15 protein-coding genes are annotated in these 20743 nt (G+C 71.7%); 7 read left to right on the top strand and 8 right to left on the bottom strand.

Translation table 11 applies throughout. From position 1 onward, the window contains the following. Positions 1-54: 54 nt before the first annotated feature. From ACZ60T_RS17935 to ACZ60T_RS17915, 5 genes are all read right to left on the bottom strand, one after another. Positions 55-975 carry an LLM class F420-dependent oxidoreductase gene (locus tag ACZ60T_RS17935; protein ID WP_469666730.1) on the bottom strand — a complete coding sequence of 307 codons (921 nt, stop codon included), beginning with the start codon at positions 973-975 and terminating at the stop codon, positions 55-57. 187 nt (positions 976-1162) lie between these two features. Continuing rightward, positions 1163-1639, bottom strand: coding sequence for a DUF6099 family protein (locus ACZ60T_RS17930; RefSeq protein ID WP_365624023.1), 477 nt, complete (start codon positions 1637-1639; stop codon positions 1163-1165). A 175-nt stretch (positions 1640-1814) separates the two neighbouring features. Beyond that, positions 1815-2171 (bottom strand): nucleotide pyrophosphohydrolase, encoded by a 357-nt coding sequence (locus tag ACZ60T_RS17925; protein ID WP_252426284.1) that lies wholly within the window; start codon positions 2169-2171, stop codon positions 1815-1817. 102 nt (positions 2172-2273) lie between these two features. Next, on the bottom strand, positions 2274-2663 hold the full coding sequence (locus ACZ60T_RS17920; protein ID WP_252426285.1) for a cell division protein SepF: 390 nt from the start codon (positions 2661-2663) through the stop codon (positions 2274-2276). Positions 2664-2882: 219 nt separating this feature from the next. Further along, positions 2883-3632 carry a YcnI family copper-binding membrane protein gene (locus tag ACZ60T_RS17915; RefSeq protein WP_469666729.1) on the bottom strand — a complete coding sequence of 250 codons (750 nt, stop codon included), beginning with the start codon at positions 3630-3632 and terminating at the stop codon, positions 2883-2885. Positions 3633-3828: 196 nt separating this feature from the next. Between ACZ60T_RS17915 and ACZ60T_RS17910 the strand changes: the two genes are divergently transcribed. From ACZ60T_RS17910 to ACZ60T_RS17895, 4 genes are all read left to right on the top strand, one after another. Then, positions 3829-4227, top strand: coding sequence for a TOBE domain-containing protein (locus ACZ60T_RS17910; RefSeq protein WP_252426287.1), 399 nt, complete (start codon positions 3829-3831; stop codon positions 4225-4227). 199 nt (positions 4228-4426) lie between these two features. Beyond that, complete coding sequence (gene modA / locus ACZ60T_RS17905; RefSeq protein WP_469666968.1) at positions 4427-5275, top strand: molybdate ABC transporter substrate-binding protein; 849 nt, start codon at positions 4427-4429, stop codon at positions 5273-5275. After that, positions 5272-6147 (top strand): molybdate ABC transporter permease subunit, encoded by an 876-nt coding sequence (modB, locus tag ACZ60T_RS17900; protein WP_469666728.1) that lies wholly within the window; start codon positions 5272-5274, stop codon positions 6145-6147. Before modA ends, modB begins: the two co-directional genes overlap by 4 nt. Then, the gene (locus tag ACZ60T_RS17895; protein WP_469666727.1) at positions 6144-7265 is read left to right on the top strand and encodes an ABC transporter ATP-binding protein; all 1122 of its coding nucleotides are present in this window, start codon (positions 6144-6146) and stop codon (positions 7263-7265) included. Before modB ends, ACZ60T_RS17895 begins: the two co-directional genes overlap by 4 nt. A gap of 57 nt (positions 7266-7322) precedes the next feature. Here the strand turns inward: ACZ60T_RS17895 and ACZ60T_RS17890 are convergent, their stop codons facing one another. Together ACZ60T_RS17890 and ACZ60T_RS17885 are read right to left on the bottom strand one after the other, a co-directional pair. Further along, the gene (locus ACZ60T_RS17890) at positions 7323-8369 is read right to left on the bottom strand and encodes a lysylphosphatidylglycerol synthase transmembrane domain-containing protein (protein ID WP_469666726.1); all 1047 of its coding nucleotides are present in this window, start codon (positions 8367-8369) and stop codon (positions 7323-7325) included. Further along, positions 8366-9901 (bottom strand): hypothetical protein, encoded by a 1536-nt coding sequence (locus ACZ60T_RS17885; RefSeq protein WP_469666725.1) that lies wholly within the window; start codon positions 9899-9901, stop codon positions 8366-8368. Before ACZ60T_RS17885 ends, ACZ60T_RS17890 begins: the two co-directional genes overlap by 4 nt. Before the next feature lie 458 nt (positions 9902-10359). Between ACZ60T_RS17885 and mrdA the strand changes: the two genes are divergently transcribed. From mrdA to ACZ60T_RS17870, 3 genes are all read left to right on the top strand, one after another. Beyond that, positions 10360-12459, top strand: coding sequence for a penicillin-binding protein 2 (gene mrdA / locus ACZ60T_RS17880; RefSeq protein ID WP_469666724.1), 2100 nt, complete (start codon positions 10360-10362; stop codon positions 12457-12459). 99 nt (positions 12460-12558) lie between these two features. Then, positions 12559-14004: an MFS transporter gene (locus ACZ60T_RS17875; RefSeq protein WP_469666723.1), complete on the top strand. Its 1446-nt coding sequence runs from the start codon at positions 12559-12561 to the stop codon at positions 14002-14004. A gap of 64 nt (positions 14005-14068) precedes the next feature. Continuing rightward, positions 14069-14548: a MarR family winged helix-turn-helix transcriptional regulator gene (locus ACZ60T_RS17870; protein ID WP_469666722.1), complete on the top strand. Its 480-nt coding sequence runs from the start codon at positions 14069-14071 to the stop codon at positions 14546-14548. A 12-nt stretch (positions 14549-14560) separates the two neighbouring features. Here the strand turns inward: ACZ60T_RS17870 and ACZ60T_RS17865 are convergent, their stop codons facing one another. After that, positions 14561-20734, bottom strand: coding sequence for a hypothetical protein (locus tag ACZ60T_RS17865; protein WP_469666720.1), 6174 nt, complete (start codon positions 20732-20734; stop codon positions 14561-14563). Positions 20735-20743: the final 9 nt, after the last annotated feature.

The following is a 20743-nucleotide window of genomic DNA, read 5'->3' as shown; positions in this document are numbered from 1 at the left end:
GCACAAGCCGACCGACCGCCGCCTTCGGTTTACCGGCGCGCGCGGCCGCTCACCTCAGAACTGCGACTGCACCTGCGAGGAGATCAACTCCAGGTGGTCCAGGTCGTGGAGGTCGAGGATCTGGAAGTAGACACGCTGACAACCGGCTTCCGCATACCGGCCGATCCTGTCGACCACCTCGGCCGGGGAGCCCGCCAGGCCGTTGGCCTTCAACTCGTCCACCTCGCGGCCGATCACGGCGGCGCGGCGCGCCACCTCCTGATCGTCCCGGCCGACGCAGGCCACCAGCGCGTTCGAGTACGTCAGCGCGTCCGCGGAGCGCCCGGCCTCCTGCGCGGCGGCACGGACCCGGCCGAACTGGCGCTCGCTGTCCTCGATCGAGGCGAACGGCATGTTGAACTCGCTGGCGTACTGCGCGGCCAGCCGCGGCGTGCGGGTCGCGCCGAAGCCGCCGATGAGCACCGGGACCCTGGACTGGGCGGGCTTGGGCAGCGCGGGCGAGTCGGTGAGGTCGTAGTGCTTGCCGTGGAAGCTGAAGGTCTTGCCGACCTCCGTCGCCCACAGCCCCGTGACGATCGCGAGCTGCTCCTCCAGGCGCGGGAACTTCTCCTTCGGGAACGGGATGCCGTACGCCGTGTGCTCCTGCTCGAACCAGCCAGCGCCCAGCCCCAGTTCGATGCGGCCACCGGACATCTGGTCGACCTGCGCCACCTGGATGGCGAGGACGCCGGGCAGCCGGAAGGTGGCGGCGGTCATCAGGGTGCCCAGGCGGATGCGCTTGGTCTCACGGGCGAGACCGGCGAGGGTGATCCAGGCGTCGGTGGGGCCGGGGAGGCCGTCCACGTCACCCATCTTCAGGTAATGGTCTGACCGGAAGAAGGCGTCAAAGGACAGGTCTTCGGTGGCCTTGGCGACGGTGAGGAGGGTGTCGTAGGTCGCCCCCTGCTGGGGCTCGGTGAAGATGCGGAAATCCATGCTTCTATCCTGCACGTCCGGCCGCCCGTCAGCCGCATCGCTGCCGTCGGGCCCCTCGGTCCCTTCGCGCGCCGGGGCAAGATCCACCGGTCGGCCGATCCGGAAACGGCCGATGCGAAAGGGCTGGTTCGGACAGGGCCGCTTCGGAGAGCGCCGATCCGGAGAGCGCCGATCCGCAGCCGCGCCCTCAGCCCGCCGTCCTGTATCGCTCCCTGGCCTCTCCCTCCTTCGCCGCCAGTCTGCGCAGCATCTCCCTGACCCGGTCCCTCGACTCGTCCGCCGCGTCTATCGCCTCCATGCACTGCCAGTACGTACTCTCGTCGTCCGCCGCGCTCGCGACGGCCACCAGGGCCATGCCCAGCTCCACCAGGAGGGTGCCGAGGTCGAGCAGAGCCTTGTGGGCATCGCCCAGGTCCGTCAGTTGGGCGGCGCGCAGATCCGCCACGTCGACGCAGGGCGTGTCCAGGACCCCGCATCCCCGGCCCGCCAGCTCCGTCAACCCCAAGGCCTCACCGCGCAGTTGAGGCGGGCCCGACACCGCCAGGCGGCTGCCTATCGCCTGGGCCAGCGCATATGCCTGCCAGGCCTCTGCCATGATCTTCGCTCCGTCGCCGCTCCCCGCCAGGGCATCCCTGCTCGCCGTGATGAGCCGCACCGCGTCCATGCGCTGCCCCCGCTCCGTCCAGACGCGCTCCCGCACGTCTTCCTGAACTCCGTTGTTCACTACCCAGAGTGAAGGCAGACGCGGCGAAAAGCCAGAGCTGGTCCGAAATCTGTGGATAACTTGGGCGAGTTCATCAACATCACAACTCCGGAGAGTGACGAGGCTCGCTTCCCGATCACTTCGGTCCCGGCTTCGGGAACCTCTCCTCGTTGCGGTCGATCTTCGCGTCCAGCGCCGCGAGCGCGTCGATGCCGAGCACTTCGCACAGTTGGAGCAGGTACGCGAGCACGTCAGCGACCTCGTCGGTCACCCGATGGGCCGTGTCAGGATCGTCCATCACGCGCGTCGACTGCTCCGGTGTCAACCACTGGAAGATCTCGACCAGTTCGGACGCCTCGACGCTGAGCGCGGCCACCAGGTTCTTGGGGGTGTGGTACTTCTGCCAGTCGCGCGCCGCCGCGAAGTCCGCGAGCCGCCGCTGCAACCGCGCCACATCCAGGTCGTTCCGCCGCTGTCCCGATTCCTCTGTCACGGGCTCAGGTCTACCACCGGCACGCGGCACGCCCCCGCCGCCTACAGGCGAGGGCCGAGCGCAGGCGCCACCGCCGTCCGCTCGGCCATCACCCTCCACTCCTCAGACGCCGGGTACCCCCGCGCCCTCCATCAGTCCCCGCACCTCGGTCCCCGGAGGCGTCAGCAGGAACACATTGCGGTCGACCCGGTGCATCCCGCTGCCCAGGCCGAAGACCACACCGGTACTGAAGTCCAGTACCCGCTTGGCGACCTCGGTCTCCGCGCCCGTGAGGTCGAGCAGCACGGGTACCCCGGCCATCAACGTCTCGGCGACTTCGCGGGCATCCGCGAACACGTTGACCCGCAGGACCACGAAGCGGCGTCGCGCCTCGGTCTCCGCCTCGGGGATCGATCGGTGGTTGACCGCGGACGGCCAGGCATCCCGGCCCCGCAACGGAACGACCTGAGCGAGCCCTTCCCACTGTTCGTCGGTGACATCGTGACTGTTCACCGGCCCTCCCCGCGCTGGCTCGCACTCAATGTCTGCACCGCCCAATTCTTACGCATGGTCACCTGTTCGGCCCAACTGCGACACGGACCGCGACACTTCTGGGGGTGATGAGCGCCGTTTGAGCGCGTTCGTCAGGCGCACCGACCATTGGATCAGGCGGACCGGGAGGCGGTACGAGTGGGGTGGCGCAGCGCACACGCGACCACCCCACCGGGCGGATCACTCGGATACGGAGCCACGCGCGCGCCGGGCGCGGGTGAGCGCGACGGCCGCGGCGGCCAGGCCCAGCGTACCGACGGCCAGGCCCGCGATGCCCAGGCCGCGAGCCATGGAGTCGCTGGTGGCGGCGGCCTTTGCCGGGGAGACGCTCGACTTCTGCGCCGACGTGAGGGGTGAGGTGGCCGAACTGCCGTCGCTCGCCGCGCTCTTGGCCGTGAGCTTGAGGACCGGCGCGGGGTTCTCCGGCTCCGCCCCGCTCTTCGGGGCCGCCTCGATCCAGCGGACCACCTTGCCACTTGAATAGGTCTGGAGTGCCTTGAAGGTCAACTGATCGGTGTCGGAGGGGAGTTGACCGAAGGCGACAGCGAAGTCCTGATACTGACCCTGCCGGATACGTCCACCGGTCCAGGTGATCTCGGAGACCGCCTCGGTGAGCGTGCCGTCCTCCGTCCTGACCGGCTTCTTGAGCTTGCTGGTGGTCACCTTCGCGGTCCAGCCGTCCTGCGGCCTGACCATCACCCCGAGGAGCGGATGGTCGGTGGGCAGGAAGACCTGCACCTTGGTGGTCGCGGCGGAGTCCTCCTCGTTCGGCACCCGGAAGGTCAGCACACCATCGGTGGCACCCTTGGCATAGTTCTCGGGTTGAACGGTGACATGGGCTGAGGCCGCACCCGCCGCAACGAGAAGACCGGCGACGGCGAGGGCGGACACGGCGCCGGCGCGGCGCAGAGGGGTACGCATCGGGAACATGGGTGGCTGACTCCGTACTCGTGCGTGGGGGCGGGAGTGGGAACGGGACGGGACGGGACGTGGATGGGGCGTCCCATGGGCCCGGATCCTGTCACGCGGAATGGCCAGGTATGTCGGTTTCGGGCTGATCCGACGCAGGAGGAACCCGGCTGGACGTGTTTCGGGCGGCGCGGCGCGGGCGCCTATCGTGGCGCCCATGCAGTCCTACACAATCGGCCAGGCCGCCCGCCTGCTGGGCGTGAGCCCGGACACCGCGCGGCGGTGGGCGGACGCGGGCCGGATGGCGACGCGGCGCGACGAGAGCGGGCGCCGGGTCATCGACGGCCGGGATCTGGCCGCGTTCTCGGTGGAGTTGGCCCGCGGCGGCGCGGGCGAGGAGGACGCCCCCTCGTCCACCTCGGTCCGCAACGCGTTCCCCGGCATCGTCACCGCCGTGAAGCTCGGCGATGTGGCCGCCCAGGTAGAGATCCAGGCGGGGCCGCACCGCCTGGTCTCCCTGCTGACCCGGGAGGCCGTGGAGGAACTCGGCCTGGAGGTCGGGGTGGAGGCCACCGCCCGCGTGAAGTCGACCAACGTGCACATCGACCGGGCTTGAGCCACAGAGCGGATGCTGGACGGCGAACGCATATGCGCACCCCATCCCCCGTACCGGCCAGCTCCTGCGATGTGACCAAGGACTTCCGGTTGGCATCTGCGTCAGTATGATCGGTCGTGCTCCACGCATCGGAGGGGTCGGTGATCCCTCCTGGACGAGAGACCGAAGAGGAGGGAGTGGATCCGTGAAGATCCGTTCCATGTGCCGGACCCCCGAGGCCCGTCAGACCCGCCGGGCCCACCGGACCCGCCGCATCCTGCGGCTGACCGGCACGGGGGCCGCCGCGCTGCTGGCCCTGAGCGCCTGTTCCTCATCCGACTCGTCCGGCTCGGATTCCTCCTCCGCGTCCGACGCCTCGGCGTCGAAGAAGCCGACCGGCACGGTCACCGTCTTCGCCGCGGCCTCCCTCAAGGAGAGCTTCACCACCCTCGGCAAGGAGTTCGAGAAGGAACACCCGGGCACGAAGGTGTCCTTCAACTTCGGTGGCAGTGACAGCCTCGCGGCCGGTATCACCAGCGGTGCCCCGGCGGACGTCTTCGCCGCGGCCAGCCCCAAGACCATGGCGCTCGTGACGGACAAGCAGGGCACGGCCGAAGCCCCCGTCACCTTCGTCCGCAACCAACTGGAGATCGCCACCCTGCCCGGCAACCCCGGCAAGGTCTCCTCCCTCAAGGACCTCACCACGTCCGGTCTGAAGGTCGTCCTGTGCGACAAGACGGTGCCCTGCGGTGCCGCCGCGCAGAAGGCGCTGGACGCCGCGGGTCTGAAGCTGACCCCGGTGTCGTACGAGCAGGACGTCAAGAGCGCGCTGACGAAGGTGGAGTTGAAGGAGGCAGACGCCGCGGTGGTCTACCGGACCGATGTACGGGCGGCGGGCAGCAAGGTGGCCGGCGTGGAGTTCCCCGAGTCGGCCAAGGCCGTCAACGACTACCCAATCGCCCTGCTCAAGAACGCGCGGAACACGACGGCGGCGAAGGCCTTCATCACGCTCGTACGGTCCGAGGAGGGCCAGAAGGTCCTGACCGGGGCCGGGTTCCTCAAGCCATGACCCGACCCGACCCGACGGTCAGCAGCAGCACCATCGACGCCCCCGCGAAGGACGCTCTCGTGCGCGAGCCGCGGCGCGGGCGTGTCCGGCGGCGCTCCGGCGCCCCGCTGCCGCTGCTGCTGCCCGCTCTGGTCGGTCTGGCCTTCCTGCTGCTGCCGCTGATCGCGCTGCTCGTCCGCACCCCCTGGCACAGTCTGCCGACCCAGTTGACCAGCACGGAGGTGTGGCAGGCGCTCCGGCTGTCCTTGGTGAGCGCGACCGCCGCCACCGCGGTGAGCATGGTGCTGGGCGTGCCCCTGGCCTGGCTGCTGGCCCGTACGGACTTCCCGGGCCGGGGCCTCGTACGGGCCCTGGTCACCCTGCCGCTCGTCCTGCCGCCCGTGGTGGGCGGTGTGGCCCTGCTGCTGGCGCTCGGGCGCAACGGGGTCGTGGGACGGTGGCTGGACGCGTGGTTCGGGATCACGCTGCCGTTCACCACGGCCGGGGTGGTGCTGGCCGAGGCGTTCGTGGCGATGCCGTTCCTCGTGATCAGTGTCGAGGGCACGCTGCGGGCCGCCGATCCGCGCTACGAGGAGGCCGCCGCGACGCTCGGCGCGTCCCGCTTCACCGCGTTCCGCCGGGTCACCCTGCCGCTGATCGCGCCGGGCATCGCGGCGGGTGCCGTGCTCGCGTGGGCGCGGGCGCTCGGCGAGTTCGGGGCGACGATCACCTTCGCGGGCAACTTCCCCGGCCGTACGCAGACGATGCCGCTGGCCGTGTATCTGGCCCTGCAGAACGACCCGGCCGCGGCGATCGCGCTGAGCCTGGTGCTGCTCGCCGTCTCGATCGCCGTCCTCGCGGGGCTGCGCGACCGCTGGATCACGGCGTCATGACCGCCGCCCGTTCCCATGCCTCCCCTACGAGCGGCAGCCATGGCGCCGAGGCCGAACGCGTCATCGAGGAAGCGCGGGGCCGGGGTCTCGACGCCCGGCTCGTCGTGGACCGCGGCTCCTTCCACCTGGACGTGGCGCTGACCGCCGCGCCGGGTGACGTGGTCGCCGTGCTCGGTCCGAACGGCGCGGGCAAGACCACCGCCCTGCGCGCGCTCGCCGGTCTCGCCCCGCTCTCCGGTGGTCATCTGCGGCTGGACGGCGCCGAGTTGGACGGTGTGCCGCCCGAACACCGGCCGGTCGGCGTGGTCTTCCAGGACTACTTGCTCTTCCCGCATCTGTCCGCGCTGGACAACGTGGCCTTCGGGCCGCGCTGCCGGGGCGCGGCCAAGGCCGAGGCGCGCGCGCAGGCCGCCGAGTTGCTCTCCCGCCTGGGTCTCGCCGACCACGCGAGCGCCCGGCCCGCCAGGCTCTCCGGCGGCCAGGCCCAGCGCGTCGCCCTCGCCCGCGCCCTGGCCATCCGCCCCCGGCTTCTGCTGCTGGACGAGCCGCTCGCCGCGCTCGACGCCCGTACCCGCCTCGACGTACGGTCTCAACTGCGGCGCCATCTGGCCGAGTTCGAGGCGGTCGCCGTCCTCGTCACGCACGACCCGCTGGACGCCATGGTGCTCGCCGACCGGCTGGTCGTGATCGAGCGGGGCCAGGTGGTGCAGGAGGGCTCCCCCGCCGACATCGCGCGCCGCCCCCGGACCGACTACATCGCGCAGTTGGTCGGCCTGAACCTCTACCGGGGGCAGGCCGACGAACACACCGTACGGCTCGACACGGGCGCGGCGATCGCGACCACGGAGGAGTTGTCCGGGCCCGCCTTCGTGGCGTTCCCGCCGGGCGCCGTGACCCTGCACCTGGACCGGCCGAGCGGCTCCAGCGCGCGCAACCTGTGGCGGTGCGAGGTCGCGGGCCTCGAGACCCATGGGGACCAGATCCGCGTGGACCTGACCGGCGAACTGCCCCTGGCCGCCGACCTGACGACGATCGCGGCGGCCGAACTGGGCCTGCATCCGGGCGCGTCGGTCTGGGCGTCCGTCAAGGCGGCGCAGACGCACGCGTATCCGGCCTGACGGACCACACACACCTCTGACCTCCACCTGTCCCGCACGGCAAGGAAGTTGCGGCGGCTACAGCACCTTGCGACGTACGAGTATGCCGAGCACGACGAGGCCCGGGATCAGCGGCAGCCACACCGTGAGCAGGCGGTAGCCGAGCACCACGGAGGCCGCCGCGCCGCCGGGTGCTCCGGCGAGCGTCAACGCGAGGGCGAGCGCGGCGTCCAGGGAGCCGATGCCACCGGGGGTGGGCAGCAGCACCGCCGCGCTGCTCGCCACGAGATAGGCGAGGGCGACCCGGAAGACCGGCAGCGGCAGGCCCAGGGACCGGGTGACGGCGACCACCACCAGCGCGTGCAGCGAGGCGAAGGCCAGCGAGCCGCCCCACAACGCGGCTGCGCGGCCGGGCAGTCGGTGCACGGCCCGTACGTCCGCCAGCATGGTCCGCCAGGCGCGCCGCAGCGGTCCGGGCACGACCGCGAGCGCCACGGCCGCCAGCAGGACCGCCGCCACGGCCACCGGGGAGACATGCGGGACGCTCAGCAGACCGGGGCCGGTGAGCGCGAGGCCCGCGATCAGCGCGCCGCGTGTCACGGCCCCGGCGGCGGCCTTGACCGCGAGCGCGGTCGCCGCGCGGGCCATGGGCAGTCCGCTGCGGGTCAGGAAGCGCAGGTTGACGGCGCCCGCGCCGATGCCCTGCGGCAGCGTGTGGTTGGCGGCGGACGCGGCGAACTGCACCGCCAGCAGCCGTCCGCCGGGCAGCGGTTCGGCCACCGCGCCCTGCTGGGCGAGCGCCGCGCACATCCAGGTCGCCACCGTGGCCGTCGCCCCCAGGAGCAGCCAGCCCCGGTCGGCGTCCGTGAGCCGGTGGGCGCTGGTCACGATCACGGGCCAGTGCCGCCAGGCGACGAACGCGCCGCCCACGAGCACGGCGACGGCAGCGATGACCTGCCAGGGGACCCGTCGGCGCGGGGCCGGGGTGGCGGACGGCCCGCAGGTGACGGGTGCCGTCTCGACACCCGACCCGACGCCGGTCCCGACACGCGACCCGACGCCCGTCTCGATACCCGACTCGACACGCGACCCGACGCCCGACTCGATGCCCGTCTCGGAAGTCATCCGCGCCCACCCCATCCGGTCACAGAAGCCACGCCACGCTCCCCGGCCTTGGGGGCCACGAGAACCCGTACGCCCTCCACGGTGTACGCGGTCCAGCCGCGCGTGTACGACGGCCGACGCCCCGTGGTCGTACCCAGATGCGCGGTGGGCACGCGCCGTGCCGTGTCCGCGATCGCGGCGGCCGTGCTGTTGGTGTTGTTGCCACTGGTCGCGGCGGAGGAGCAACCGGCGTAGAAGGCGATCGGGATGGCCTCCTCGCCGGTCAGCAGACAGGGTGACCGCAGGCCGAGCCGGTGGAGATCGGCGGCGATACGGGACCAGGTGTGACGGTCGACGGTGGTGCGCTCCACCAGGCCGTGCAGGACGGTGAGTTGCACCCCCAGATGCACGACGAGCCCGAGCGCCACCAGGACCGAGACGATCCGCCGCCGACGGCCGTCCGGCGCGGTGACCAGGTGCAGGAGGGCGTCGGCGACCGGGATCGCGAGCAGGGCGTAGGCGGGGAGCAGGAAGCGGGGCGCGGCGTACCCGATGAGGAAGAGGTAGGGGATCGCCGCGGTCGCCGCGCAGGCCAGGGGCACCAGGGTGCGCGAGGTGCGTCCGGCCCGGCCGACCGCCACAGCCGCGGCGAGGGCGGCGAGCAGGGGCAGGACGAACCACCACGCGGTCACCAGCGGATACGGCATGGCGCCGGCGCAGGGGCGGCACAGGGCGCGCCCGCCGAGGCTGCGCATCTGGTCGAGCAGGGCGAGGTGCCAGCCCAGGCCGCCCTGGGCCTGCGAACCGGCGGACAGGCGCTGCGCGAGGCCCCCGTAGGCGACGTACGCCTCCACGACCCACTCCAGCGCCCCGGCGGCCAGCCCGCCCGCCAGCGCGAGGAACGGGAGCGGGCGGCGCCACCTGCGGACGAGAACCAGCAGGACGAACAGGGGCAGGGTCGTCCACACCGCGTCGGTGGGCCGCATCCACGCCATCAGCGCGGCGTTCGCGGCGAGTCCCCACAGAGCGGCCCGGTCGGTGCTGTCCGCCTGGGAGCGCAGGAAGCAGCCGGTCGCGGCCAACGCGCCGATGGCGACCCAGTAGTTGGGCATGGCCTGCGGGCCGTAGAACACGGTCACCCACAGACTCGCGAAGAACGCGCCGCCGAGGGCGAGGACCCGGCCCGGGAACAGGCCGCGCCACACCCGCAGGGCGAAGTACAGCGCGGCTCCCGACAGTACGGCCAGATAGACCCGGAGCAGGGCGGTGGACGAGGACCAGGAGGTGATCGGGGCGACCAGCAGGGACACGCCCCGGGCGCGCGGCGCGCTGAAGTACGCGGCCGGGGCGTGGCCGCTGACCTGGCTGACATAGACCGTCTCGTCCCAGCCGAGCCCCATGCCCGGCCGTACGAGGGCGAGTTGGGCCAGAGTGAAGGCGACCGCCACGAAGGCGATGAGCGGTGGGCCGGAGTCACGCCACGACTCACCGGCGACCGAGGGCGCCGCGAACCGGCGGACGCTCGCGCGTGTGAAGTTCGAGCTGTAGGCCATGACCACCCCTCACCCCCCACAGACCATAGGGGAACCGCACCCTGCAAGCCGTAGCGTCGATGGGCGAACCCCGCAAAGGGACCCATACAACGCGGACAAGTTAACGCGGCCGTCGCTCGGAACGCAGGAGGGCACACTCCACCTCCCGTGGCCCGTATGGGCCGATCAGGTGGGAGCGGGCGCTCGGAGAGCATCGCCGTCGCGAGGTCAGGCGGCTTGCCCGCGAACCCTGCCACCCAATCGACCGAGATGGAACAGTGCGGTTCGCCGGGCGGAATTCGGGTCACCTAAACTGCGTCCCACAGATGCCTTCATCTCCTGCCGGGAATGAACTCCCGCGCACGCCCGCCCGCTTCCGGTCCGATCCGGTTTCCCCCACATCGCGACATTGACGACGAAGCGGGCGCGGTCGACGAGTTGAGGGCTGTCCGATATCGGCACAGCAGGGAAACGGCGGCGTGACCAATATTCCGGAGACGGGTCGGACCCCGCGCGTCCAAATCCGGCTCGTCATCCTGCAGTTCCTCGTCCTCACCCTTCTCGCCACGCTCGGCGGCCGGTTGTGGTACCTCCAGATCAGGGAGGGCGAGGAGTACGCGCAGAAGGCGTCCGGCAACCACGTCCAGCAGGTCGTCCAGCCCGCCGTACGCGGCGAGATCCTGGACGCGCGCGGCGTACCTCTCGCCGACAACGAGACCCGGCTCGTGGTCTCCGCCTCCCGTACCGAGCTGTTGAAGACGGACGACGGCGGCAAGGCGATCCTCACCAAGCTGGCGGGCGTGCTCGGCATGAAGCCGAAGGACGTCATGGAGAAGGTCAGGCTGTGCGACGCCAAGACGCCGCAGCCCTGCTGGAACGGTTCTCCGTACCAGCCGATCCCCATCACCGATCAGCTCACGCCGCGCCAGGCCCTCCAAATACGCGAGCGCGCCGAGGACTTCCCCGGGATCACCGCCGAACCGGAGGCCACGCGCCGCTACGCGAGTCCGGCCGACGCCAACTCCGCGCAGGTGCTCGGGTATCTCTCGCCGGTCACCGACGACGAGATCCAGCAGGCCAAGGACACGGACTCCCCGTATCTGCGCTCCGACCAGGTCGGCCGCTCCGGTCTCGAGCGCCAGTACGACAAGGAGTTGCGGGGCAAGGCCGGTATCACCCGCTACACCGTGGACAACCTCGGCCGGGTCACCGGCACGGCGGTGAGCGACGCCGCCCGCCCCGGCTCCACCCTGATCACCAGCATCGACTCCCGCGTCCAGCGGATCGCCGAGGCCGAGCTGGACAAGGCGATGAAGGCCGCCCGCACCCAGTGGGACCACAACACGAACCAGCGCTACAAGGCGGACTCCGGTGCCGTCGTCGTCATGGAGGCCAAGACCGGCCGTATCGTCGCCATGGCCTCCAACCCGACCTACGACCCGAACGCCTGGGTCGGCGGTATCTCCGCCGCCGACTACAAGAAGCTCACCGGCAAGGACGCCAACAACCCGCTGCTCAACCGCGCCACGCAGGGTCTGGCCGCCCCCGGCTCGATCTTCAAGGTCATCCCGACGACCGCGGCGGTCAACGCGGGCTACCCGTTCGGGGGTCCCTACGAGTGCAGCGAGTCGTACTCGATCGGCAACCAGGTCTTCACGAACTTCGAGTCCAAGGGCTACGGGCCGATCTCGCTGGGCCGCGCCCTCGAAGTCTCCTGCGACACCGTCTACTACCGCATCGCCCACGAGGAGTGGAAGAAGGACGGCGGCCTCACGGCGAAGAAGGGCGCCCACGACTGGTTCTACAAGACGGCCCACCAGTTCGGCCTCGGCAAGGCCACCGGTATCGACCTGCCGGGCGAGGCCGCCGGGCGCGTCCCCGACCGCCGCTGGAAGCGGGAGTACTGGGAGGCCAACAAGGACGCCTGGTGCAAGTCCGGTAAGCGGGACGGCAGTTACGCGGAGCAGATCGCCTACGAGAACTGCCGCCAGGGCAATCTGATGCGCGCCGGTGACTCGGTCAACTACTCCATCGGCCAGGGCGACACGCTCGTGACCCCCGTCCAGATGACCTCGATCTACGCGGCGATATCCAACGGCGGCACCCTCCATGTCCCCACCGTCGGCAAGGCGGTCGTCAGCCCCGACGGCAAGAAGGTCACCGAGATCGCGCCCCGGACGCACGGCAAGCTGCCCATGACGAAGCAGACCCGGGACCAGATCGACCAGGCCCTCGCGGGCGTCGTCACCCAGGGGTCGGCGGCCTGGCGGTTCGGCGGCTGGCCGCAGGACGAGATCCCGCTGCACGCCAAGACCGGTACCGCCGAGGTCTACGGCAAGCAGACCACCTCGTGGTTCGCCACGTACACCAAGGACTACGCGATCGTCATGACGATCTCCCAGGGCGGCACGGGCTCCGGTGGCTCCGGTCCGGCGGTCCGCGCCATCTACAACGCGCTGTACGGCGTCGCCGAGGACGGCACCATCGACCGTACGAAGGCCCTGCTGCCCACACCGCAGCGGGATCTGCCGAAGATCAGGCGGGACGGCACCATCGTGGCGGCGCGGACGAAGCCGTAGGCGTCTGGGACGTAAGGCACATCTGCTGGGCACGAGGGGACGGCGGCGTGCGAGGGGACGGCGGCAGAATACTTCGGTGTCCGATATAACCTGGGAGGCATGGCCACCGGCAAGAGCCCTCGTCCCCCCGGAAGGCGCTGGCCCGCCCTGCTCGTGGCGGAGCGGCCCCGGCCCGAGGGGGTGCGGTCATGGCCGCACGCCTGGTGGCTGGCCGTGGGCACGGTGTGCTTCGGCGCGTTCATGGGTCAGCTCGACGCCAGCATCGTCACGCTGACCTACGGCAGCCTGCGCACCGAGTTCCACACCTCGCTGGCGGCGGTCGAATGGGTCTCCCTGGCCTATCTGCTGACCCTGGTCGCGCTGCTGGTGCCCGCCGGACGACTGGCGGACGCGCACGGCCGCAAGCTGCTGTATCTGTACGGGTTCGCCGTCTTCACCGTGGCCTCCGCGGCCTGCGGCTTCGCTCCCACACTGCTCGCGCTCACCGCGTTCCGCGTGGTGCAGGCGGCCGGTGCGGCCCTGATGCAGGCCAACAGCGTGGCGCTGGTGACCACCAGTGCCCCGCGCGCCCGGATGCGCAGCGCGCTCGGTGTACAGGCGGCGGCGCAGGCGCTGGGGCTGGCGCTGGGGCCGACGGTGGGCGGGGCGCTGGTGTCGACGCTGGGCTGGCGGTGGGTGTTCTGGGTGAACGTCCCCGTCGGCATCGTCGCGCTGGTCGGCGGGCACTACCTCCTCCCCCGCACCCGGGCCCGTACCCGTGTCGCGCGCTTCGACTGGCCGGGCTTCGCGCTGCTGGGGTTCGCGACCACCAGCGCCCTGATGGCTCTCTCCGCCGCGTCCGGACTGCCGGTGCCCGGCTGGGGCGTGGCCGTCCTGTGCGCGGCGGCGGCTCTGGGCGGCTGGGGATTCGTCCGTCGGCAGCGGCGGACGAGCGCGCCCTTGCTGGACCTGGCCCTGCTGCGGGTGCGCACGGTGGCGTTCGGTCTGGTGGGGGCGCTCAGCGGCTATCTGGTGCTGTTCGGACCGCTGGTCCTGGTACCGGTCGTCCTCACCGCGCGTGGCTCCTCCGACCTGACCGCCGGGCTGACGCTCACCGCCCTGCCCGCAGGGTTCGCGCTGGCCGCGACCGTCGGTGACCGACTGCTGCCCCGCGGCCTCCCGGACCGGCGCCGCTGTCTGGCCGGGGCCTGCGTCTTCACCCTGGCGGTGGCCGGGCTGCTGGTCGTCCCGCTGACGACCGGCCCACTGGTGCCGGTGCTGGCGCTGACCGGGCTGGGCCTCGGGACGTTCACCCCGGCCAACAACGCCATGATCATGGGGGCGATCCCGGCCCGCACCTCCGGCACGGGCGGCGGCCTCGTCAACATGGCGCGCGGGCTGGGCACCGCGCTCGGCGTGGCCCTGGTGACGTTCGCCCTGCATCTGTCGGGCGGCACCGGGACCGAGGCCGGGGCCCGCTGGGCCGCCACCGCCCTGCTGGCCGCGGCGGCCCTCGCCGTGGCGTCGGTGTGGCTGAGCCCGCGCGTGTCGGACACGGGCTCCTGACCGACGGGCGGCGAACGGCGGGCAGCCCGACCGTACTCGCGTACGACCCGGCTACCCTTGCCGCATGTCAGCGCAGCCACGCCCCCAGGAGCCCGAGGCGCGTCTGCTCACCGAGGCCGTCACCCGGCTGCGCCGCGCCCTGCGCTCCTCGATCCGCACCGACTACCCGTGGGAGACCCTCCCTATGGCCCAGGTGGAGCTGCTCCAGGTACTCGGCGAGCACTCCCCCGTACGGATCACCGACCTGGCCACCCGCCGCCGCCTGGCCCCGAGCACGGTCAGCGGCCTGATCGCCCAGATGATCAGCGCCGGACTGGTCGCACGCGAGGTGGACCCCACCGACCGCCGCGCCTCCGTCGTCACCCTCACAGACGCCGGCCGCGAACAGCTCACCGCCTGGACAACGGCCCACGAACGCCGCATCGACACAGCCCTCGCCGCACTCGACGCCCCCTCCCGAACCGCCATCGCGCAGGCACTGCCCGCGTTGTTCCGACTGGCGGAGAACCTGGGCGAGCAGGCGGACGACACGACGCAGGCGTGACCGCCGACGCTGTCACGCATGGAGCGCCACACAATGGCGGAGCAGCGGTTCCAGGCGCAGTTCGGTGTCCTCGCGGTCGAATACCTGGAGTGCGTCCAGGCAGTTGATGATCCACCGAGCCTGGTCCTCGTCCTCGATCTGGACCGCCACGGCCGTCACCGCGCTCTCCAGGTCGAACGGGTCCTCCCCGAACTCGTCGCCGAGGGCCCGGTAGCCCGTCGCCAGCAGCGGGTCCGCGTACACGCCGGTCGCCTCGGCGAAGGCACGGGCCTCGCCCCGGTCCGTACGCAGGTCGGCCAGTCGGCGCAACACCTCGTCGGGGTCGCCCAGTTCGCCGTGCAGGCGATGTGCCCGGTCGACCAGGAGCGGCCAACCGCTGGTCAGTTGGTAGAGACGGTCGAGGCGGTCCTCCGTGTGGAACTTCTCCACGCGCTGGGCCCAGCCGCGGAGGCTGCGGCGATCGTGACGGCGCAGCACCACAGGGGCGGCCGAGGTGGGTTCGCTTCCCGTCAACAAGGCGCGCCACAGAGCGAGTTGGGCGGGATCGGTGACGAGGACGACGGAGCGGGTCACTCCCGGGGTGGCGGGCAGCAGCGTCTCGGCCAGGTCGACGGCCTCCCGGCAGGTCTCGGGCCGCGCCGGGTAGGTGGCGAAGTCGCTGATGACGACGCGCCGTTCACGCGGCAGTCCGCCCCTCAGCTCCTGCTTGTAGACGCTGGGCTTGCCGACGGGCGGCAGCTTCCAGTCGGCGATGCGCCCGGCGACCGTCCGCAGCGTGTCGCCGACATCGGTGACACCGGTGGCGGTCGTGCCGAGAACGACCCTCGTCTGGTTGGACCGCTCGCCGAGGAGGTCGTCCAGTTGTGTGATGGTGAGCGGAGCCGGTCGGCCGTCGGGCAGCTCGGGGCGGCCCTCCTGCACGATGCTCTCCTGGAGTTCACAGTCCTGTTCGGCCCTGAGCAGGCGGGCGTCCACCTCGTGGGACGTACCGATCATCCGCAGGGCGTTGGGGCCGCGCAGATGCCAGCCCTGGCCGTCGTGGTTGGGCGCGAGGACACCGAGGCCCACCATCTCGGAGAGATAGGCCCGGAACCCCTCGGTGTCGAGCTGTTCGAAGCCCTTGGGCCAGAACGTCTCGCACTCCTCACGCAGTTCGGCGTCGCTCAGCCGCACCTCCAGGCCGTGGTGGCGGGCGTGGTACGCCAGCACGTTGGCGATCACGTCATAGCGGTGGTCCAGGCTCAGCGTGTCCTTGAAGGCCGCCGAGATACCGTCCCTGAGCCCGGTGTCCGACTCCACGACCTCGATGTCGGCGACCTCCACCGGGTACGGGGGCCCTTCGGCACCGCGCCGCGCCCGCTTGCGGTGCATCAGCTCGACCAGCCGATGGCCGAACATCTGGAGCAGGAACGGCTGGTAGGAGCAGTAGCCGAGCACCCGGTTGACGAGGTCCATGTCCTGGAACTCGAAGCCGAGGGCCCGCATCGGCTCGACCAGCAGCTCGGCGGCGAACTGGGGGGCGAGCGGGCCGATCACCTTCGGGGTCTGCGCGAGGTGGCTGAACGGCCCGTTGCTCGCCAGCTTGGAGAACCGCTGCACGGAGTGCAGCCCGGCGAAGACCACCTTGGCGCGGTCCTTGGTGTCGGAGCCGAGGCCCTTGAGCTTCTTGGTCTGGTCGAAGCGAGGGGCGTCCGCCTCGAAGAACTGGTCGCACTCGTCGAGCAGGATCAGCAGTCGGCGGCGTGAGTCCTTGTCGAGCCACGCCCGGACACCGGCGCTCACCCATTCGGAGATGTCCTGCCGCGACTTGCGGCTCTGCGGCCGGTCGAGCACCTGCGTCTCGACCAGCTTCCTGCCCAGGACGCTCCACAGCGCGTCGGGCCCGAACGTACTGCCCTTGCCGATGTTCTCCTGGTCGAGGTTCACGTACACCGCCTGGTGGTATCCGGCGCGTTGTTCCGCGAACCGGTCCCCGGCGTCGCTGAGCAGCGCCGACTTGCCGAGGCCTCGCCCACCGAAGATGACCTGGGTGCCGCGCGGGTCGAGGATGCTCTTGCGTTCGGCGTCACGGCCGTAGAACATCTCGCCGCCGATCCGGCCGCGCTTCTCCCTGATGTACGGGTTGACACCGGAGAACGGCAGCAGTGTCTTCGTGGCCGTGCTGACCTGGCGGTTGCCGCGGGCCGCGAGATAGGCGAGGGCGGCGTCGTCCACGACCAGCAGGGGCTGCAACTGATCGGAGCCGACGGCGAGTTCGACGCGGGCCTCGCGGCCCAGCGTGCCGAAGTAGGCGACCAGGAGGCTCTCACCACTGGTGTCGCGGGACGCCAGGCTCATGACGACCTTGGCGGGCGGACGGCCCCAGACCATCAACACGCGGAGGCTGCCGCCCTGTTCGCCGATCTGCGAGCCGAACGCGGGCGCCTTCGCCCTGCCGTTGATCTCCACCTCGGTCACCTCGAACAGGCGGTACTCGCGCCGGTGCGGCGACCGCTCGTCCAGCGGCCTGGCGCTCTTGGCGTCGTAGCCGAGGAGTTTGAGCGCCGGGAGCAACTGCCGCCGCGCGGACACGTCGAACCGGTCCTTCCGCTCGGTCGCGCCCAACTCCCGCCACTTGTCGAGGGCGTCGGCCGCCAGGGCCGCCTCGTCGGTGGAGAGGGTGCCGTAGTCCAGGACGGGAAGCGTCGGATGCTTGCCGCTGGACCGGACGAGGTCGACGAGGTCGCGGTCGATGCCCTTGAGCAGTCCGTCGGGCACGGCCGGGAAGAACTCCGTCAGATGGGACTCACCGGTCTCGATCTCCGGTACCGGTTCGCCGATCTCCAGGAAGTAGACGAGGTCGGCCGCGGTGGCGAGGCCTCCCGTGTCCAAGTGCCGCAGCACCTGGGCGCGTTCGTCCGGGGTGGAGTCCAGGGCGTCGAGCCGGGCCCGGATCCGGTCGGCGGCCTGCTGCCGGAAGGCAGGCAGCTCGCGCCGTACGGTGTCGAGGGCCCGTCGTACGTCCATCAGGTCATGCGCGTCGGTACGGTCGAGCCGGTCGCGGGCGTCGGCCAGCAGTTCCTGGAGGCGCAGGTCCTGGTCGTCGGTCACGGCGCTGTCGGCCTGCGCGCGGTGCAGTTCGGCGACGAGTTCGTCGTGGTCCCGGCGCAGCTCCGCGCGCCGGGCGTCCTCCCGCTCCGCGATCTCGGTGACCGCACGCGAGGTGAACTCCCCTTCCCGCGCGGCGGGCAGCACCCCGCGTCCGGCCAGGTCGATGATGGTGCGCGCCGCGGTGAAGGCGTCGTGGGCGACCCGCTCGGCGAGGGCGTCCGGCCAACTCCGGTCGACCGCGGTCAGCAGCCGGTCGAGCGACGGCCGCTCGTCAAAGGTGTCGCACACCTTCAACAGCTCGGCGTCCAGCACGAGTTCGGGGGCGATCGAGCCACCGCGGCGCGTGGTCACGGTGTCACCGGCCAGCAGCGCGAACAGCTCCTCCATCGACGCGCGTGCCGCCCATGCCGTCGCGGCGGCGACGGCGCCCGAACGCCGTGCCAGTTGCTCCAGTTCGCCCAGCACCACCTGCCTGCCGTCCAGCAGGGACTGGCGCAGGGAGGAGATCTCCTTGGCCGCCCGGTTGCTGTCGGACCGGTCCTTGCGGCGGGTGCCGTCGACCGCCAGGCACCACTCCTTGACCAGCCCGACGGCTCGCTCCACCACATGGACCAGGTCCTGCCGCCCCGAGCCCTGCAGTGGTTTGCCGCCGGACGTACGGTACTTGCGGTCCATGCGGTCGATCTCGTTGTTGACCTCGGCCAGCTTCGACAGGCGTTCGGCCTGCTCCCGTACCCGCGTCACCGCGTCGCGCTGGTCGCGGACCACGGTGATGAGCAGGGAGCCGAGCATCCCGTCGTCGGGGGCCAGCCAGCGCTTGGCGATCTCCGTCGCCCGCGCGAACCGCAGCCGCTGCGGGGCGAGTTGCGCCGTGCACTGCTCGCGCAACTCGTGCAGCCGGGCCTCCGTCTCGGAGACGCCCGCGATGACGGCCAACGGGGAGGCGACCGTCAGAGCGCCACTGAGGGCGCGGTCGGCGACCGCGGTCGCCGCCTCCCCGAGCCGGTCCGGCAGCCGGGTCACGAGTGCCTTGAGCTGAGCGCCCGCGAGCGGGTCGCCGTTGATCAGCGCCGTACGCAACAAGGCGGGGAGCAGGAGCAGTTCGCTGCCCTCCATGTCACGGCCGCCGTATCCGCCGTACTGCTGGAGCAGGTCCGCGGTCAACCGGGCACTCCGGCTGTCGCCCGTGGTGAGCAGCGCGGCGGCACCGGCCAGCCGGAGCGCCGCCGTCTGCGGCTCAGGGTGACCGGCGGCGCTCGCCACATGATGGGCGAGTCCGAAGCGCCGTTCCACGATCAGCCGTGCCAGCACCCGCTCGGCCTCGCCCTCGGAGGAGTCCTCGTGCGCGGAGGTGGCCGGGGCAGGCGCGTCCTCGTTCTGGCCACGTGCCGCGACGGGGGTGAGGGCGGGGGCGGGCGCCGGGGACGCCTCGGACGGGGCGGCGGCGTCCGTGTCCGGGTCCGGGTCCGGGTCCATGGACGGTGCCGGGTGGTCGGCGGCGGGTGTCATCGCCCGTACGCCGTCGTCCTGGCGGGGGGCGGCGGCTTCCGGTCTCGGGGCGAGGTGAGGAGCGGCCTTCTCGGCGGTCTGGCCGACGGTCCCGCTCGTCGGGGTCCCGTCCCTCGGCTCGACCGGTTCCCTCGGCTCGACCTGCTCCCTGGGCCCGGCGGGCGATACGGCCTCGTGCTCCCCGGTCGTCGTACCGCTCACGGGCTCGGCGGTATCCGTCGCGTCGCCGTCGGTGCCGTCGGTGCTGTCCGCCTCAGCGGCGGCGGATTCGCGGCGGGCGTCCTCCGACTCGCCCAGGATCAGTTCATGGGCCATGACCGCCGCCACAGCACACGTGGGCAGCACCCGCGTGACCTGCTGCGCCAGCGCCAGGATCTCGGGTGCGGCGTCTGCCTGCTTCCCCAGCCGGATGAGCCGCGCCAAGGTGGCGAGCGCGTCGGCCTCCTGCCGTTGCGTCTGCTCCCACACCGGTGCGTCGAGCAGGCCGCGGGCCACGCCGCGCACGGCCTCGGCGGCAAGGTCCATGGAGCTGTCCGGGCCGCATGTGACGCCCAGCAGTTCCCGTACCGTCTGCCGCGCCCGGAGGTCGCGTTCGTGCGCCGCCCGGTGCGCGTGCGCGGCGTCCGCCATGTCCTGGAGGCGGCGGGGGACCCGCTCGATCCCCGCCGCGCGGAACTTCGCGTCGGCGCTGTCGAAGGCGGCGCCCAGCACGGCCAGCGGAGCCATGTCCTCGTCCTGCGGCGGGCGGCCGTCCGTGACCGCACCGGCCACCTTCGCCACGGCTTGCCGGGCTTGCGCGAGAGCCGACTCCAGCTCTCGGCAGACCGCTTCCAGGTCCGTCACCGTCTCGGTCCGGGTGCCTTCGGGCGCCGTCGCGGACACATCGTCCGAGGTGACGATGTCCGATGCGGGGGTGTCCGTACCCGTGCGGCCGTCGGCGGCAGCGTGCTCGCGCTTCCCCTCACTCACCGGCGACGGTTCCTGGCCCTCCGGTCTGTCGGGCGTGAAGCCCGGACTCGCCGCGACGACGGACCGCGCCATGTCGCCGACGGCGGCGAGTCGTGTCGCCTCCTTCTCGTCGGCCGTCGCCGCGAACCAGTCCTGGTCCGCGGCCCAGGCCATGACGTGGGCGTCGGCGACGGAGGCGTTGCACCACGCGAACACCGTGGCCCGGACCAGCGTGGCACCCCACCGGGAAACGGGGTTGGGCATCGCCTCGTCGTTCCGCGCGAAGACGAACCGCCCGACCTGGTTCATCACGATGAGCGTGAGCTCTTTGACGCCGCAGGTGCAGGCGTGCTGCCGCGACTCGCGCCACAGCCTGGCGAGCATGTCGCGACACAGGGCCCTGCTCGCTCGTCGCGGGGCCGCCATGCGGATTCCCAGCCTCCCCAGCAACGCCTGCCGGTTCCTGGGCGGCAGGGAGTTGAAGGCGAGTTCCACCATGTCGACCGTGAGGTCGCTCAGGGCGGCGGCGGCCGGACGGTCCAGGTCGTTGAGCGCGGTGGCCAGGCCTTCGAGGCTCTCGGCCGAGACGCTCGGCGGGGACCACGGCGGCCCCGTGACGACGCGGTAGCGGTCTTGCATGTACGCCTA

The organism is Streptomyces sp. NPDC104371 (assembly GCF_055583785.1).
Note: the sequence above shows the minus strand (reverse complement) of the source record. Positions and strands in the feature narration are given on the sequence as shown.